Raw genomic sequence first — 17,450 nt, forward strand, 5'->3', positions numbered from 1 at the left:
TGAGAGACGGCGGGGGTGAACGCTCAGAACTGCAGCGCGGTGAACCGCCAGTCCAGAACGCTGCGGTCCTGCTCATCGACCGCGTACACCAGCGATCGCAGGGTGAGCACGCCGCCGCGGCCGTCCGGCAGCGGCTCGGCACGCTCGACGTGCACCTCGCTGTAGAGCGTGTCGCCTTCGTACACCGGCCCGGTGTGGTCACAGGACTGCCAGCCAAGGACCGTCACGAGGTTGGGCAACAGCCGGGTAGCCTGGGCGAGCGCCAGCCCGATGGTGTGCCCGCCGTATACCAGTCGCCGCTTGTTGACTCGCCAGTCATGGTGTGTCGCAGCGATGTTCAACGTCAGCCGGGCGAGCTCGGGTGCGCTGCTGACCACATCGGCGGTGCTGCGCAGCACAGCGCCGGCGATGCTCGGGTCGAAGTGCGCCCCCGGGACCTTCGCGCGGTAGGCCTCGGCGTTCCACTCCGCGGTCGGGTCGGGCGGCGGCGGCGTATCGGCGCCGATCGACGACAGGTCGTCGGCGTGGCCGGTGTCCCCCGCGCCGTCACTGAGCGGCAGCATCGCGCAGCGGTGGAAATCGAGCACCAGGCGCCCGAGGTCGTCGACGGTCGTCATCCGCAATGCCGCCAGTCCGGTGCGCGGCCGGCCTGGCTTCACCGAATTCTCCTTCAGCCCCACCACTTCGGTGCGGGTGAACAAGGTGTCGCCGATCACTGGGAACCGGTGAAACACCAGTCCGCGGTAGAACAGATTCGCCTTCACGCGCTGGGTGACCAGCGTGGTCTGACCGATCGCCACGTCACAGACCAGCGCCGGATGCGCCAACGGGGCGGTGGCGCCGGTGACGGCGGCCGCGAGCTCGCCGTCGAGAGCGAGGCGCAACCGGTCACCGACGATCGACTGGTGTACGGCGGCCGCTCCGGAGGTCAACGTCATCGAGGGTGCGGTGTCGAAGACCTGCCCGACCCGTAGGTCGTCGAAGTACGGGCCGCTCACGGATGCCCACTCTGGCATTGGGCCGCACAAAGTGTCAATATGGCCGTACATGAACGAGGAAGAGACGATGCTGGTCGCCACCGTGCGGGCCTTCATCGACCGCGAGGTCAAGCCGCGAGTGCGCGACGTCGAACACGCCAACGAATATCCCGAGGCGTGGATCGAACAGATGAAGCAGATCGGCATCTACGGTCTGGCCATCCCGGAGGAGTACGGCGGGTCGCCGGTGTCGATGCCCTGCTACGTCGAGGTGACCCAGGAACTCTCGCGCGGCTGGATGAGCCTGGCCGGCGCGATGGGCGGACACACCGTCGTCGCCAAGCTCCTGGGGCTGTTCGGCACCGAGGAGCAGAAGCGTCGCTACCTGCCCGCCATGGCCACGGGCGAGATCCGCGCGACAATGGCACTGACCGAACCGGGCGGCGGTTCCGATCTGCAGAACATGTCGACGACGGCGCTGCCGTCCGAGGGTGACGGCCTGACCATCAACGGGTCGAAGACCTGGATCTCCAACGCGCGGCGGTCGGGGCTGATCGCGTTGTTGTGCAAGACCGATCCGACGGCCACCCCGCGGCACAAGGGCATCTCGGTGGTGCTCGTCGAACAGGGCACGACGGGCTTGTCGGTGTCGCGCGATCTGCCGAAGCTCGGCTACAAGGGCGTCGAATCGTGCGAGCTGATCTTCGAGGACTGTCGCGTGCCCGCGTGGGCCGTCCTCGGCGGAGAACCCGGCAAGGGCTTCGCCCAGATGATGAAAGGTCTTGAGACGGGCCGGATTCAGGTTGCATCGCGTGCGCTGGGCGTGGCGACGGCCGCATTGGAGGATGCGCTGCGGTATGCCCAGGAACGCGAGAGCTTCGGTCAGCCGATCTGGAAGCACCAGTCCGTGGGCAACTATCTGGCCGACATGGCCACCAAGCTCACTGCCGCCCGCCAGCTGACGCGGTACGCCGCCGAACGCTACGACAGCGGCGAGCGCTGCGATATGGAGGCCGGGATGGCGAAGTTGTTCGCCTCCGAGGTCGCGATGGAGATCGCGCTGAACGCCGTGCGCATCCACGGCGGGTACGGCTACTCGACGGAGTACGACGTCGAAAGATATTTCCGCGACGCACCGTTGATGATCGTCGGCGAAGGCACCAACGAGATCCAGCGCAACGTGATCGCCTCGCAGTTGGTCGCGCGAGGCGGCCTGTAGGTCATGCGGCCCGCGCCGGCATATCAGACCCTGCGCGACCAGTTGCGTGACGAGATCGCCGCTGGCCGCTACCGCGACGGGGTTCGGCTGCCGACTGAGTCGGAACTCGTTGCCGCGCATGGGGTATCGCGACAGACGGTGCGGCGGGCGTTTCAGGACCTGGTCGCCGAGGGCGTGGTGTACCGGGTGCCGGGGCGCGGCACGTACGCCAGCGGTTCGGGACGCCGGTACCTGCGCCAGTTCGGTTCGATCGACGACCTGATGAGCCTATCCGACGACACCACGATGGAGGTGCTCGAGGGATTGCGGCGGCGGGTCGACGTCGAAGCGGCCAGCAGGCTTCGACTCGACGACGACATCGTGTACACCGTGGTGTTCCGGCGGCTGCACGGTGCCGACCCCGCGGTGCCGTTCGTGTTGACGACGGTGCACCTGCCGCCGGTTGTCGCCGCGGCGGTGTCGGGCGCACCGGTCCTGGCGGACGGAGCCGTCGGCACCCAGACCGTGATCGGTTTGCTCGAGCCGCACCTGAGCGCGCCGATCGTCGAAGCGGCACAGTCGATCACGGTCGCGCCCGCCGACAGCGTCGTGGCCCGTGCCGTGCGGTGCGAGGCCGGGCATCCGATGCTGCGCGTCGATCGGTTGTACTCCGACGCCGAGGGGCGTCCGGTCGAGCTGTCGGTCAGCCACTTCCTGCCGGAGCAGTACACGTACCGGGTCACGCTGCGCCGGTCGGGTTAGTCGGCGATCGCGTCGATCAGGCCCCACCGCAGTGCGGTTCGTGCGTCGATGGTGCGGCCGGACAACACCAGATAGGCGGTGCGCCAGCGGCCCATCCGCCTGGTAACGCTCACCGTTCCGCCCGCACCCGGGATCAGCCCGAGGCTCAGCTCGGGCAACCCGAACACGGCGTCGCGGCTCGACTCGACGCGGCCGCAGAACGCCGCCATCTCCAGACCGCTGCCGAGCACGTGACCGTGTACCCGTGCGCGGCAGCGCCTGCCGAGGCGTGCGGTGAGTTCGGACAGCACCAGCGCGGGGCTGTAGCGAGTCCTGGCGATGTGCGCGCTCGCGGGATCGGCGAAGGTGCCGAACTCGGCGAGATCCCCGCCGCTGCAGAACGACGGGCCGTTGCCGGACAGGACGACCTCGGTGACCGACGGGTCGACGCGCGCCACCTCCAGCGCTTCCAGCAGCGCGCCGCGGGCGTCGGTGGAGAACGCGTTGTGCCGTTGCACCCGGTTGAACCACACGTACAAGGTGTCGTCGATGCGTTCGGCCACAACGGGTTCGGGGATCTCGGGGAGCCGAGTCGGTCCCCGCTCGGCGAGCCATCGTGCGAACTCCGGCCCCGCCTGCAGCGTGGAGTACGCCAGCGACTCGGTGATGACGCCGGGGAAGGCGGGGGCGAAGGGGTCGACGGCGCGCAGGACGTCGTCGCAGACACCCGCGGCGTGCGGCCATCGGGCACACCGCTGCTTGACCTCGTCGAGGGCGTCCGATATCGACGGCACGGTGACGACGCGGCGGTCATCGGACTGGCCCTCGGACAGCGTGAAAGTGGCGTCGTCGGCGGGCGTTTCGATCGCTACGACGATGCCCGATGGCAACTCGACGTGCGTCACGAGTACTTCTTGATCAGCTCCTGCTTGTACAGCTTGCCGGTATCGGTGCGCGGCAGCTGCGTCTCGAACGTGATCGACCGCGGACACTTGTAGTGCGCCAACCGATCCCGCAGCCAACCGATCAGTTCGGTGGCGAATTCCGGGGTGGCGTCGGCCGGGTCGACGGTCTGGACCACGCCGTGGACCCGTTGGCCCATCTCGTCATCGGGTACGCCGAACACGGCCGCGTCCAACACCTTCGGGTGGGTGACCAACATGTTCTCGGCCTCCTGCGGGTAGATGTTCACGCCGCCGGAGATGATCATGTGGTGCCTGCGGTCGGTCAGGTACAGGTAGCCGTCCTCGTCGACGTACCCGATGTCGCCGACCGTCGCCCACCCGCGTTGGTTGCGGGCCTTGGCCGTCTTCTCCGGATCGTTGAGGTACTCGAACGGGACGCCGCCCTCGAAGTAGATCTCGCCTGCCTCGCCCGGAGGCAGCTCGTTGCCCGCCTCGTCGCAGATGTGCAGTTTGCCGGCCATCGGCTTGCCGACCGAGCCGGGATGGGCCAGCCAGTCCTCGGCGCTGATCAGGGTCGAACCGTGCGCCTCCGACGAGGCGTAATACTCATCGATGATCGGGCCCCACCAGTCGATCATCTGCTTCTTGATCTCGACGGGACACGGTGCCGCGGCGTGGATCACCCGCTTGAGGCTGGACACATCGTACGAATCCCGCACCGCCTCGGGCAGTTTGAGCATGCGGGTGAACATCACCGGGACGAACTGACCGTGCGTGACGCGGTAGCGCTGGATGGCGTCGAGGGCGCCTTCCGGATCGAACTTCTCCAGCACCACGGTCGTGTAACCGGCGGCCTGGACCGTCATCGACCACACTGATGGCGCCGTGTGATAGAGGGGCGCGGGGCTCAGGTACACCGAATCCGGTTCCATCCATACCGAGACCAGCAGGGTCATCAGCCCCGGCGCCTCGGCCGGGGACAGGTGCGGCAGTTCGCGTTTGATGCCTTTGGGTCGCCCGGTGGTGCCCGAGGAGTACTGCAGCAGATCGCCCTCGATCTCGTCGGTAATCGGTGTAGCGGGGTGGCCGGCAACGCATTCGGGGTAGCGCTGCCAGCCGTCCAGGTCGTCATCGGCGATGAGCAAGAGTTCGGGCAGCCCACCGGGAAGCTCGCTGCCGAGTCCCTCGAGCGTCTTGCGCAACGCCGCGGATCCGACGACGGCCTTGGCGTTGCTGTTGTCGATGATGTATGCAGCTTCGGCGGCTGTCAGATGCGTGTTGATCGGCACGTAGTACAGGCCGCTGCGACGCGCAGCCCACATGACGGTGTGGAAGTGCTCGTTGTTCTCCATGAGCATGGCGACGGTGTCGCCCTCCACGAGGCCGGCGTGGCGGAAGTGGTGGGCCAGACGGTTGGCGCGCGCCTCGAGTTCGGCGAACGTCACCACCGTGGCGCTGGGATGCATGATGACGGCGGGTTTGTCGGGCGTGGCCTCGGCATGTTCGCGGATCTGCATGGGGTGACTCTACGATGTACCGACTTGACAGGTGTCAAGTGGTCGATCTTGCCCGTTACTGCCGCCGCCGCCTTAGCATGAATCCGCAGCATATGGGGGTGCGGCGGTGGGTGGATGAATGGCGGGCGGGAAGCGGCACCCTCCGGGGTGGTCACCTTCCTGTTCACCGACATCGAAGGGTCGACCCGGCGCTGGGAAGCCGACGCCGAGGCGATGCGCGCTGCGCTGTCCGAGCACGACGACACCTTGCGCCGCGCCGTCGCGTCGCACGGCGGCCGGCTGTTCAAGCACACGGGCGACGGCGTCTGCGCGGCGTTCGCGTCGCCCCGCCATGCGGTCGACGCGGCAATCGACGCCCAACGGTCCTTGAACCTGCCCGTGCGGATGGGCATCGCGACCGGCGAGGCGGAGTGCCGCGACGGCGACTATTTCGGCGCTGTGCTCAACCGCACCGCACGGCTGATGGCCGCGGGTCACGGTGGACAGGTCCTCGCCGACCGCATGACGGCCGATCTTGTCTCCGGGGTCGATCTGATCGCCCTCGGGCCGCGCCGCCTGCGCGACATCGCCAAGCCCGTCGACATCTTCCAGGTCCGCGCCGGAGGTCTGCAGTCCGAATTTCCTCCGCTTCGGACACTCGACTCCAGTCGAGGAAATCTCCGCCCGCCGGCGACCAGCTTCGTCGGGCGGGAGACGGAAGTGGACGAGGTGACCACGGCGCTCAAGTCGCATCGCCTCGTCACGCTGACGGGCGTCGGGGGTGTCGGCAAGACGCGCCTGGCCTTGGAGGTGGCGGTCCACCTGCAGCCCGAGTACACGGACGGCGTCTGGGTCATCGAGCTCGGACCGGTCACCGATCCCGCAGCGGTACCCGAGGCCGTTGCCGCCGCTCTGGGTATCGGCCAGCAGCCAGGGCTGAGCGTCGCCGACAGCATCGCCGCCGCGCTCGAAGGGCGAATGCGGTTGCTGCTCTTCGACAACTGCGAGCACGTACTCGATGCGGCGGCCGACGTCATCGAGACGATCCTGAACGTAACCGACGCCATCACCGTGCTGACGACGAGTCGAGAAGGCCTGCGGCTCAACGATGAACAACTCCATCCGGTGCCTCCGCTCGACGTTCGGTCCAGTGGTCCGACGTTGTTCGTCGAACGGGCCTCCGCCGATTCGCCGGCGGTCGCGATCGAACCGGACACCGAAGCCGTCGTCGATATCTGTCGCCGGCTCGACGGAATTCCACTTGCGATCGAACTGGCGGCGTCCCGGCTGATGTCGGTGACCGTCACCGAACTGCGCGACCACCTCGATGACAGGTTCCGTGTCCTTGTCGGCTCCCGCCGCGGGCTCGAGCGCCACCAGACATTACGTGCCGCCGTGCAGTGGTCGTACGACCTGCTCGACGACGATGAGCGCGATCTCCTCAACCGATGTTCGGTCTTCGCAGGCGGATTCGATCTCGAGGGGGCCCTGGCGGTGGCGCGGGTGGGCGACAAGTTCGCCGCGTTGGATCTGCTCGAGTCGCTGGTGCGCAAATCACTGCTGACCGCGAATCAGGCGTCCGGGCGGACGCGCTTCTCGATGCTGGAGACGATCCGCCAGTTCGCCGAGGAGCAGTTGGCGGCCTCCACCGACGCGGAGGACGTGCGCGCCCGGCACGGCCGGTACTTCGCGGGTCGCAGACGCGACCTCATCGAAATGTGGGACGGTCCCCGACAGCGGGAGGCGCACGACTGGCTCAACAGAGAATTGCCCAACTTGCGCAGTGCTTTTCGCTGGGCCACCGATCACGGCGAGCTCGATGCCGCGATAGACATCGTCGTGCTCGCGGCTTCCATCGGCTACTGGGCCGAGGTCTTCGAGGCGGTTTCGTGGGCCGAGGAACTTCTCGAACCCGCCCGCCGGATCGACCACCCGCAGCTGGCGATGCTCTACGTCGCGGCGGCCCAGTGTTCGGTGGCGGGCAGGGTCGCAGACTTCCTTCACTATTCGCGCGAAGCCCTCGCCGCGATGGCCAGCGGTCGGTATGACCAAGTGCCGGACCAGTTGGACGCGACCGTCCATGCGGGCTACATGATGCGTGACCCGCAGTGGTGCGCCGAGCGCTGCCGGGCGCTGGTCGCCGCCGGACCTCAAAACCGGCTCTACTCAAGGCAATCGCTGATCTTCGCGCTGGTGATCTGCGGCCGGGTCGATGAGGCGATCGCCGAGACGCAGGGCCTGCTCGCCAGCACGGAGGCCACCGGTAACCCGCACCTGCAGTCGGCGGGGCTGCTGGCCTACGGATTCGCTTATCGAGACGTCGACCCCGATGCCGCGTACGACGCCCACCTCAGGGGATTGTCGATCGCACAGGAGACCGGCAATCGGCAGATCGCATCGATTCATGCGGTGAGCCTCGGGCGGCTGGCGACCATGCGTCAAGACACGTTGAAGGCGTGCGGTTTCCTGACCCTGGCTATTCGTAACTATTTCGATTCGGGCAGCTTCTACATGATGACCGCACCGATCTTGGTGCTCGCCGGGTTGCTGAGCCAGAACGGGCACCACGAAACCGCGGCCCCGATGGCAGGTTTCACCGTCGACTCGGATGCGAGCTCGACCTACCCGGAGATCGCGGACACGGTGTCGCGTCTGCGAAAAGCATTGGGCAGCGAGCGGTATGAAGCGCTTGCGCAGTGGGGCCGATCGATGACCAACGCGGCGATGGCCGCATACGCCCTCGACGCCATCGAGCGGATCGAACGGACGCCTACAAACACTTGAGCACGCTCACCGTGCGGTGAGCGTGCTCAAAGTGTCGTATTTCGGCGGCGTGTCGTGTGCAAACACGCACGCTCGCGGGGTTACTCGGCTTCCAACCGGTGCTTGAGCGCGTCGAACTCGTCCTTGATGCCGGTAGGTAGCTTCTCGCCGACGAACTCGAACCACTCCTCGATCAGCGGGATCTCCTGGCGCCACTCGTCGACGTTGACCGCCAGTGCGGCGTCCACGTCGGCCGGGTCGACGTCCAATCCGGACAGATCCAGATCCTCGGCGGTGGGCACCGTGCCGATCGGCGTGGTGCGCCCGTTGGCCCGGCCCTCGATGCGGTCGATGACCCACTTCATCACGCGGCTGTTCTCACCGAAGCCCGGCCACAGGAAGCGGCCATCATCGCCGCGGCGGAACCAGTTGACGAAGAAGATCTTCGGCATCTTCGACTCGTCGGACTGCTTGCCGATGTCGATCCAGTGGGCGAAGTAGTCGCCGACGTTGTAGCCGAGGAACGGCAGCATCGCCATCGGGTCGCGGCGCACGGTGCCGACCTTGCCCTCGGCGGCGGCGGTCTGCTCGGAGCCCATCGTGGCGCCGATGAACACGCCGTGCTGCCAGTCGCGGGCTTGCGTCACCAGCGGCACCGTCGTCTTGCGGCGGGCGCCGAACAGGATCGCCGAGATCGGCACACCCTGCGGGTCGTCCCACTCGGGCGCCAGGGTCGGGCACTGCGACATCGGGGTGCAGTAGCGCGAGTTCGGGTGCGCGGCCTTCTCTTCGGAGTCCGGCGTCCAGTCGCGGCCCTTCCAGTCGACCAGGTGCTGCGGATCGCCCTCGAGGCCTTCCCACCACACGTCGTTGTCGTCAGTCAGTGCGACGTTGGTGAACACGGTGTTGCCGGCCTCGATGGTCTTCATCGCGTTCGGGTTCGACGACCAGTTGGTGCCCGGCGCGACGCCGAAGAAGCCGAACTCGGGGTTGACGGCGTAGAGGCGGCCGTCCTTGCCGAACCGCATCCAGGCGATGTCGTCGCCGATGGTCTCGGCGCGCCAGCCCGGGATGGTGGGCTGCAGCATCGCGAGGTTGGTCTTACCGCACGCCGACGGGAATGCCGCCGCGACGAAGTACGACTTGTTCTCGGGGGAGATGAGCTTGAGGATCAGCATGTGCTCGGCGAGCCAGCCCTCGTCGTGCGCCATCGCCGAGGCGATACGCAAGGAGTAGCACTTCTTACCGAGCAGCGCGTTGCCGCCGTAGCCCGAGCCGTAGCTCCAGATCTCGCGGGATTCCGGGAAGTGGGTGATGTACTTCGTCTCGTTGCAGGGCCAGGGCACGTCCTTCTGACCGGGCTCCAGCGGTGCGCCGATCGAGTGCAGCGCCTTGACGAAGAAGCCGTCGGTGCCCATCTTGTCGAGCGCGGCCTTGCCCATGCGGGTCATCGTCCGCATCGACACGACGACGTATTCGGAGTCGGTGATCTCGACGCCCAACTTGGGGTCCTCGGCGCCCAGCGGGCCCATGCAGAACGGCACCACGTACATGGTCCGGCCGCGCATACAGCCGCGGTAGAGGTCCGTCATGATGCCGCGCATCTCGGCCGGATCCATCCAGTTGTTGGTCGGGCCGGCGTCGATCTCCTTCTCCGTGCAGATGTAGGTGCGCGACTCGACGCGGGCCACATCGGAGGGATCGGACAACGCGAGGTACGAGTTCGGCTTCTTCTCGTCGTTGAGCTTCTGGAAGGTGCCGGCCGCCACCAGCTGCTCGCACAGCCGGGCGTTCTCTTCGTCAGAGCCGTCGGCGAACACCACGCGGTCGGGCTGCGTCAGCTCGGCGACCTCTTGAACCCAAGCGAGCAGACCCTTGTGTTTCGTCGGTGCGGTGTCCAAACCTGGGATGGTCGCTGCGGTCATGAAAATCTCCTGTGTCTGTTGCTGCCAGGACCCAAGGCTCCGTGTGCGCCACCCAGACAGGGATGAGCGGCGCTGCGGTTTCCCTATACCGAGGTTATCGCGGGTGGCAAAGCCGCGGTGAATCGGGAGTGTGTCCGATCACTCACAGGAACGATTCAGAAGGACGCTTCACAGGGGTTTTGCTGATCGGGTGCTCGAACTTGACGGGCGTCAATCTTCGGAATCGGCTTCGCCGGCCGGTTTGCGGCCGACATCGGCGTCCGCCGCCGGATCCGCACGCCCGTACAGTTCGGCCCGAACGGCGTCGAGCGCGCGCTGCAACGACGGCAGCCGCCGGTCGCGCTCGACGGCCGCACGGGCCGTTTCGACCGCGTGCTCGCGCAGTTCGGCGTCGATCTCGGCGATCCGCTGCGAGGTCGCGGCGGCCTCACGTTCGTCCCGAGCGGCCGACTCCGACGTCAGCGCGCGCTCGGCGGCCAGCACCTGCGTCGCGACCCGCTCCTCCACCGCGGACTTGACCGTGCCGATCACCTCGGTCACCCAGCGGTCCAGCACGGCCCGGTCCTGAAGGACGCCGCGGATCCCCACCACCCACACCGTCAACACCAGCCCCACGAGCCCACCGGCCGCCAGCCCCGCGAGGGTCAGGCCGGGTGCCAACCCCGTGAACAACCGCGTCACCGCGAGCGCCACCCCCAGACCGAAGCCCGCGCCGAGAATCATCGTCAGCTGCGTCTCCAGTCGTCGCGACTTCAGCCGCGGCGAGGTGACCTCGGGGACCGGTGGCGCATCGGGCACCGGCGGGGCGGCCAGACCGAGTTGCGCCGCGACATCGGCCAGATGCGCCGTGATGCCGTCGTCGACCTCCACCACCACCCCGGCGGCGCGCTCGCGCACCCGCCCCTCGAATCCACCGAGCGCCCGGAGACTCAGTGTCGAGGCGTCCTCGGCGAGTTCGGCGCGCACCGACGAACAGCGGTTACGCGCGAAGTAACCCAGCTGCACACGCGCCTGCTGGACCTGGCTGCGCAGCGCGATGTTGCGTTCGGACTTCGACACCCGGCGACTCCGCACGACCTCGTCGCGCATCGTGTGCAGCGTCGCAACGCGGGCGCGGCGGTGGGCACCGTCGCCGTCGGCACGGTACTGGCTGATCGCCGACTCGATCCGAGTTTCCCACGCGCGCAGGCGGTTCCGTCGCGCCAGCTCGGGGTCGGCGAGTCGCTGCCGCAGCACACTCACGAGTTCGTCGACGCGTGGCTCGCCCAGATCCGGTGCCGCGGCCGTCCCCACCCAAGGCACGTCGGCGTACCGAGGCGACCGGCCGGCCAGCACTGTCCGGTCGGCGGCCAGCACCTGTCGCCAGTCGCGGTGCGTGTCGATCTTCGACACCACACCGACCACCAGCTCCGTGTTGCGCGCGACCAGATCGACGAGCTGACAGTCGGATTCGCTCAGCTCAGACACCGCGGAGACGACGAACACCACCGCCGCAGGCGCATCGGCCCGGCCGATGTCCTCGGCCTCGACGAACGTGTGCTCGGGCATCCGCTCGCGAAGCGCCGCCGTCAGGCTCGTCGTTCCTGCCAACCACGGACCCGTCACCAGTACGACGTCGCGGGCGCGCACCGCAGGCGGTGCCAGTCCCGGTTCGATGGCCGCGACCACCGCATCGGCCGACGCGCGTTGATCGGCGCTCGTCACGTCCGCCGTCACCGCGACCGCCCCAGCAGGCGAAGCGATCCTCGGCTGATGTCGGCGGCGCAGGCGCGATGCAGCGCGTTGACCGGGCCGTCGCCATAGCGGCGCCAGTGCACGGCGCGACGCAGGTGCGAGTCCGCGTCGTCGCCGCGGTCGACGTGCGCACCCGCGGCCTCGACGACATCGACCGCCGCCGTCATCACCGAGAGGACGGCGTTGTCGCTCACCAGCAGTTCGGCCAGCTGTGCGTCGTCCGAATGTGTTGCCAGCGCGCGCAATTGGGTCACTGCGGTCCGTAGCCGCCGATACCGCAGCGGTGCGCCCGCCGCCTCGATGTGCTCGACGACCCGGTCGATTCGGCTGAGCTTGCGCAGATGGTTCGGCAGCGCGTCGCGGCCGACGCCGCGGTCGAGCGCGAGCACCGCGTGGGCGATGCCGAACCGGTCGAGCACGGTCAGCAGCCGCTCGCGCACCTCGCGGGGCACCCTGTGCGGCGCCTCGACGAACGCGTCGGTCGACGACAGGTCGGCCGGTTCGGTGCGCAGAGTCTGCAGCGCATCGACCAGGTCGCCGGTCGGGTCCGCGCGGGCGAGCAGCGCGACCATCGGCACCGTCGGCACGCCGGTCAGCGCGCGACACTGCGCGGCGCGGTGGTGCGCCAACGCCATCGGCCCGGCCGAGCCGAACCCCGAGAGGTCGGCCTTGTTGAGGACGACGACGGTGGGCCTGCCGGACGTGTCGAGGAACGCCCGGTCCTCGGGTTTGAGCGCTTCGGCGATCACCAACACGTAAACGTCGGCGGCACGGTCGGCCACCACCTCCGCGCCCGCGGCGCTCAACGCCGCGGCGACGGTCGCTCGGCCAACGCCGTTTCGGCCGCGCACCGAGACCCGCGTCGGCGCGCAGAGTCGCCTGGTGATCGACGTCAGCCGCGGATCACGGCTGTCTTGGCAGATGTGCAACAGCGCGTCGACGAAAATCTGGTGACCTTCCCCTGTCGTGAGCGGGACATACTCCGCCTTCGACGATCGTGACACCTCGGGGGATGACGTGGGGACGGCCGTGCCTGCGCTTGGGGATAGCCGCCGATACCAGCCGAAGGCAACTGTTGGGTATCAATCTGTACCACGATGCGGGTACTCGACCCTTGATGAGCCACCATGGACAAATGCATGTGTCCGGGCCCGACGTCGCCGAGGGGTCGACTTCGGGACCCGAAAGCTTCGATTCGCCGGCCGGCCAGCAGCACCGCTTCCCCCGCGTCACGAGCTTTCGGACCAGACGCACCACGCTGACCGCCGCGCAGCAGGCCACGTGGGAACGGCTGTGGCCGCAGATCGGCATGCAGGCCCGCGAAGGCGACCTGCCTGCGCCGCGAATCGACACCGAGGCCTGGTTCGGCCGGTCGGCGCCCGTCGTGGTGGAGATCGGGTGCGGAACCGGAACCTCGACGCTGGCGATGGCCAAGGCCGAACCGCATCTCGACGTCGTCGCGGTCGAGGTGTACCGCCGCGGGTTGGCCCAGCTGCTGTCGGCGATCGACCGCGAGGGCGTGACCAACATCCGGCTGGTCCGCGGCGACGGCGTGGACGTGCTGCAGCACATGTTCGGCCCCGAGTCGCTGACCGGTGTCCGGGTGTTCTTCCCCGACCCCTGGCCCAAGGCCCGCCACCACAAGCGTCGGCTGCTGCAACCGGCGACCGTCGGCCTGATCGCCGACCGACTGCGGCCCGGCGGTGTGTTGCACGCCGCGACCGACCACGCCGGTTACGCCGAGCACATCGCCGAGGTCGGCGACGCCGAGCCGCGGCTGCGCCGGGTGAGCCCGTCGGACGCGCTACCGATCTCCGTCGAGCGGCCGGTCACCAAGTACGAGGGAAAGGCGCAGCACGCCGGTAGCGCTGTCGCCGAACTGCTGTGGGAGAAAGCGTGATGAGCGCATGAGCCTCACTGAAGACATCGGGCATATAGAAGATGTGGCGCCGCCCGAGGCGGCCTCGCCGCCGGTCGAAGCGACGGCCCGCGTGCTGCTGGTCTGGGACGCGCCGAACCTCGACATGGGACTCGGCTCGATCCTTGGGGGCAGGCCGACCGCCGCGCACCGGCCCCGGTTCGACGCGCTGGGCCGCTGGCTGCTGGCCCGCACCGCCGAACTGTCGGCCGATCGGCCCGACGTCTCGCTGGAGCCGGAGGCCACCGTCTTCACCAACATCGCCCCTGGCAGCGCCGACGTCGTCCGCCCGTGGGTCGAGGCCTTGCGTAACGTGGGGTTCGCGGTCTTCGCCAAGCCGAAGATCGACGAGGACAGCGACGTCGACAGCGACATGCTGGACCACATCGCGCTGCGCCGCGGCGAGGGTCTGGCCGGCCTGCTGGTGGCCTCCGCCGACGGACAGGCCTTCAAACAGCCGCTGGAGGAAATCGCCCGCGACGGCATCCCGGTCCAGGTGCTCGGATTTCGCGAACATGCGAGCTGGGCGCTAGCGTCGGATACCTTGGAGTTCGTCGACCTGGAGGACATCCCTGGTGTTTTCCGGGAACCGCTACCGCGAATCGGGCTCGATTCGCTGCCCGAGCAGGGGGCATGGTTGCAGCCGTTCCGGCCGCTGTCCTCGCTATTGACCTCGCGGGTCAACAACTGAACCGCTGAGAGGTCGCCATCGACTTCGAGATAATCGAGTAAGGAGCTTACGTGTTCGCCTGGTGGGGTCGAACGGTGTACCGGTATCGATACATCGTCATCGGCGTCATGGTCGCGCTCTGCCTCGGTGGCGGCATCTACGGGATCAGCCTCGGCAGCCACGTCACCCAGAGCGGCTTCTACGACGAGGGCAGCCAGTCGGTGCACGCCTCGGTGGTCGCCGACGAGGCGTTCGGCCGTGACCGGACCAGCCACGTGGTGGCGATCCTCACTCCGCCCGACGGGGAGAAGGTCGACAACCCGAAGTGGCAGCGTGATGTGGTCGGTGAGCTCGACGATTTCGTCAAGGACCATCCCGACCAGGTGGTGAGCTGGGTCGGCTGGCTGCGGGCGCCCGACGCCGCGAGCGCCACGGTCCAGCAGATGAAGACCAGCGACCTGTCGAGGACCTTCGTCAGCATTCCGCTCAAGGGCGACACCGACGACGAGATCCTGAAGAACTACCAAGCTGTCGAGCCGGACCTGCAGCAACTCAACGGCGGGCGCATCGAACTGGCCGGCCTCAACCCGCTGGCCAGCGAGCTGACCGGCAGCATCGGTGAGGACCAGCGCCGCGCCGAGGTCGCGGCCATCCCGCTGGTCTGCGTGGTGCTGTTCTTCGTGTTCGGCGGTGTCGTCGCCGCGGCCCTACCCGGCGTGATCGGCGGCCTGACGATCGCCGGCGCGCTGGGCATCATGCGACTGTTCGCCGAGTTCATGCCGGTGCACTTCTTCGCCCAGCCGGTGGTGACGCTGATGGGCCTCGGCATCGCGGTCGACTACGGCCTGTTCATGGTCAGCCGGTTCCGAGAGGAGATCGCCGAGGGCTACGACACCGAGGCCGCGGTCCGGCGCACCGTGATGACCTCGGGCCGCACGATCATGTTCTCCGCGGTGATCCTGGTGGCGTCCTCAGTGCCGCTGCTGCTGTTCCCGCAGGGCTTCCTGAAGTCGATCACCTACGCGATCATCGCCTCGGTCATGTTGGCCGCGATCCTGTCGGTGACGGTCCTGGCCGCGGCCCTGGGCATCCTCGGTGCCCGCGTCGACGCGCTCGGCGTGCGCACCCTGCTGCGGTTCACCAACCCGTATCCGACCCCGTCGCCGGCGGAGACCACCGACCGCACGAACCCGCTGGCGATCGCGTCGATCCCGCTGGGTGTGCTCATCCCGTTCGCCGCGATCCCCGTCGGCCACATCGCCAGGGCACAGATCAAACGCAGCTACGACAAGGGCGCCAACTACGCCCTGCTGGGCCTGGTGCTCGGCTACATCGGCTCATTCGCCTGGATCTTATACGGCCTGTTCGCCGCGAAGGACACCCTCGGCACGGGAATCTTCTATCTGCTGCTGGCCATCGCGATCTTCGTGGCCGGCACCATCACGGTGCTCTCGGCCGCGAGCATGAGCCCGCTGGTCCGCAAGCCGACGGTGTGGTGGCTGAATTGGTTGGCGGAGAAGACGCAGAAGACCAAGACGCGCGCCGAGGTCGAGAAGGGCTTCTGGGGCAAGCTCGTCAACCGGGTGATGAAGCGCCCGATCGCGTTCGCCGCACCGATCGTCATCGTGATGATCCTGCTGATCATCCCGCTGGGACAGTTGTCGCTCGGCGGCATCAGCGAGAAGTACCTACCGCCGGACAACTCCGTGCGCCAGGCGCAGGAGGCGTTCGACAAGTCGTTCCCCGGCTTCCGCACCGAACCGCTGACGTTGGTGATCGAGAACGACAACGGCGACCCGGTCACCGACCAACAGGTCGCGGAGATCCGCAACAAGGCGATGATGATCCCCGGGTTCATCCAGCCCGAGGACGACCCGACCAAGATGTGGCAGCCGCGCCCGTATCAGGAGGGCGGCTCAAAGGACCCCTCGGTCCAGGTCATCCAGAACGGCCTCGTCAACCGCAACGACGCGGCCAAGAAGGTCGAAGAGCTCCGCTCGATCGTGCCGCCGCGCGGTCTGTCGATCTCCGTCGGCGGGACACCGGCGTTGGAGCAGGACAGCATTCACAGCCTGTTCGACAAGCTGCCGCTGATGGTGACCATCCTCATCGTCACCACGACAATCCTGATGTTCCTCGCGTTCGGATCGGTGGTGTTGCCGATCAAGGCCGCGGTGATGAGCGCGCTCACCTTGGGTTCGACGATGGGCGTGTTGACGTGGATGTTCGTCGAGGGCCACGGCTCCGGCGTCATGAACTACACGCCGCAGCCGCTGATGGCGCCGATGATCGGCCTGATCATCGCGGTCATCTGGGGTCTGTCGACCGACTACGAGGTGTTCCTGGTCTCCCGCATGGTCGAGGCCCGCGAGCGCGGGCTGTCCACCGCCGAGGCCATCCGCGTCGGCACCGCGACGACGGGCCGGTTGATCACCGGTGCCGCGTTGGTGCTCGCCGTCGTCGCCGGGGCGTTCGTGTTCTCCGACCTGGTGATGATGAAGTACCTGGCGTTCGGTCTGCTGATCGCGCTGTTGCTCGACGCCACCATCGTCCGGATGTTCCTCGTGCCCGCGGTGATGAAGCTTCTCGGCGACGACTGCTGGTGGGCGCCGCGATGGATGAAACGGATCCAGGAGCGGTTGGGGCTCGGCGAGACCGAGCTGCCCGACGAGCGCAGGCGTCCCGCGGTGCGGGAGACCCCCGAGGATCCCGAGGCGCTGGTCGGTGCCGGTGCACCGGTGCCGCCTCGACCCCGTCCGCCGCACGATCCGACGCATCCCGCGGTCGCCGGACCGTCGCGTGCCGGCGCCACCCGCGCAGCGGTGCCGCAGCGGGTTCCGTCGGCGACCGGTACGACGCGCATTCCCAGCACCACCACGCCGCCGCAGGAGGCGCCCTCCGACGAGCCGCAGACCACGCGGTTGGCGATGGCGAAGAACGCCGTGCGCAACGCGGTGAGCAACGCCGCCGCTTCGGCGCGTCAGGCGGCACGGCCGACACCGCCGCCCGCACCGCCCACCCCGGCGGCTCCGCGACCGGGTGCCGGCCGGCCGCAGCACGAGGAACGCGAGATCGAGTCGTGGCTCGGTGAACTGCGGGGTACCCTGTCTCTTATACACATCT

The 17,450-nt window shown here is 68.0% G+C and carries 12 protein-coding genes; 6 read left to right on the plus strand and 6 right to left on the minus strand.

All coding sequences use genetic code 11. The annotated features are described in order from the left end of the window. Nucleotides 1-23 precede the first annotated feature (23 nt). A complete protein-coding gene (locus A5752_RS12590) occupies nt 24-1,016 on the minus strand; it encodes a MaoC family dehydratase (RefSeq protein WP_067085590.1) in 993 nt (330 codons plus the stop codon). 31 nt (nt 1,017-1,047) lie between these two features. Here A5752_RS12590 and A5752_RS12595 point away from each other — a divergent pair, with 31 nt between their 5' ends. Both A5752_RS12595 and A5752_RS12600 read left to right on the plus strand, forming a co-directional pair. Further along, a complete protein-coding gene (locus A5752_RS12595) occupies nt 1,048-2,196 on the plus strand; it encodes an acyl-CoA dehydrogenase family protein (RefSeq protein ID WP_067085592.1) in 1,149 nt (382 codons plus the stop codon). Between the two features lie 3 nt (nt 2,197-2,199). Continuing rightward, the gene (locus tag A5752_RS12600) at nt 2,200-2,937 is read left to right on the plus strand and encodes a GntR family transcriptional regulator (protein WP_067085594.1); all 738 of its coding nucleotides are present in this window, start codon (nt 2,200-2,202) and stop codon (nt 2,935-2,937) included. On the opposite strand, the gene A5752_RS12605 is transcribed toward A5752_RS12600, so the two are convergent. Further along, nucleotides 2,934-3,821 (minus strand): enoyl-CoA hydratase/isomerase family protein, encoded by an 888-nt coding sequence (locus A5752_RS12605; RefSeq protein ID WP_067085596.1) that lies wholly within the window; start codon nt 3,819-3,821, stop codon nt 2,934-2,936. The two genes, A5752_RS12600 and A5752_RS12605, sit on opposite strands and share 4 nt — an antisense overlap. Continuing rightward, nucleotides 3,818-5,338, minus strand: coding sequence for a fatty-acid--CoA ligase FadD4 (gene fadD4, locus A5752_RS12610; protein WP_067085599.1), 1,521 nt, complete (start codon nt 5,336-5,338; stop codon nt 3,818-3,820). Before fadD4 ends, A5752_RS12605 begins: the two co-directional genes overlap by 4 nt. 114 nt (nt 5,339-5,452) lie before the next feature. Here fadD4 and A5752_RS12615 point away from each other — a divergent pair, with 114 nt between their 5' ends. Continuing rightward, entirely contained in the window at nt 5,453-8,101 is a 2,649-nt protein-coding gene (locus A5752_RS12615; protein WP_067085601.1) for an ATP-binding protein, read from the plus strand. An 80-nt stretch (nt 8,102-8,181) separates the two neighbouring features. Here A5752_RS12615 and A5752_RS12620 read toward each other — a convergent pair whose 3' ends face one another. From A5752_RS12620 to A5752_RS12630, 3 genes are all read right to left on the minus strand, one after another. Further along, nucleotides 8,182-10,005: a phosphoenolpyruvate carboxykinase (GTP) gene (locus tag A5752_RS12620; protein ID WP_067085603.1), complete on the minus strand. Its 1,824-nt coding sequence runs from the start codon at nt 10,003-10,005 to the stop codon at nt 8,182-8,184. Nucleotides 10,006-10,215: 210 nt separating this feature from the next. Continuing rightward, nucleotides 10,216-11,721: a hypothetical protein gene (locus tag A5752_RS12625; RefSeq protein ID WP_231983392.1), complete on the minus strand. Its 1,506-nt coding sequence runs from the start codon at nt 11,719-11,721 to the stop codon at nt 10,216-10,218. Further along, nucleotides 11,718-12,743, minus strand: coding sequence for a hypothetical protein (locus tag A5752_RS12630; protein WP_353612400.1), 1,026 nt, complete (start codon nt 12,741-12,743; stop codon nt 11,718-11,720). The genes A5752_RS12625 and A5752_RS12630 overlap by 4 nt, the downstream gene beginning before the upstream one ends. Nucleotides 12,744-12,814: 71 nt before the next feature. Here A5752_RS12630 and trmB point away from each other — a divergent pair, with 71 nt between their 5' ends. From trmB to A5752_RS12645, 3 genes are all read left to right on the plus strand, one after another. Further along, entirely contained in the window at nt 12,815-13,639 is an 825-nt protein-coding gene (trmB, locus tag A5752_RS12635; protein WP_502686722.1) for a tRNA (guanosine(46)-N7)-methyltransferase TrmB, read from the plus strand. A gap of 7 nt (nt 13,640-13,646) precedes the next feature. Beyond that, entirely contained in the window at nt 13,647-14,348 is a 702-nt protein-coding gene (locus A5752_RS12640) for an NYN domain-containing protein (RefSeq protein WP_067085607.1), read from the plus strand. Nucleotides 14,349-14,398: 50 nt separating this feature from the next. After that, the coding region (locus A5752_RS12645; protein WP_067085609.1) for an MMPL family transporter at nt 14,399-17,450 on the plus strand (3,052 nt) is incomplete at its 3' end.

Origin of the sequence: Mycobacterium sp. 852002-51961_SCH5331710 (assembly GCF_001665535.1) — a bacterium.
GTDB lineage: Bacteria > Actinomycetota > Actinomycetes > Mycobacteriales > Mycobacteriaceae > Mycobacterium.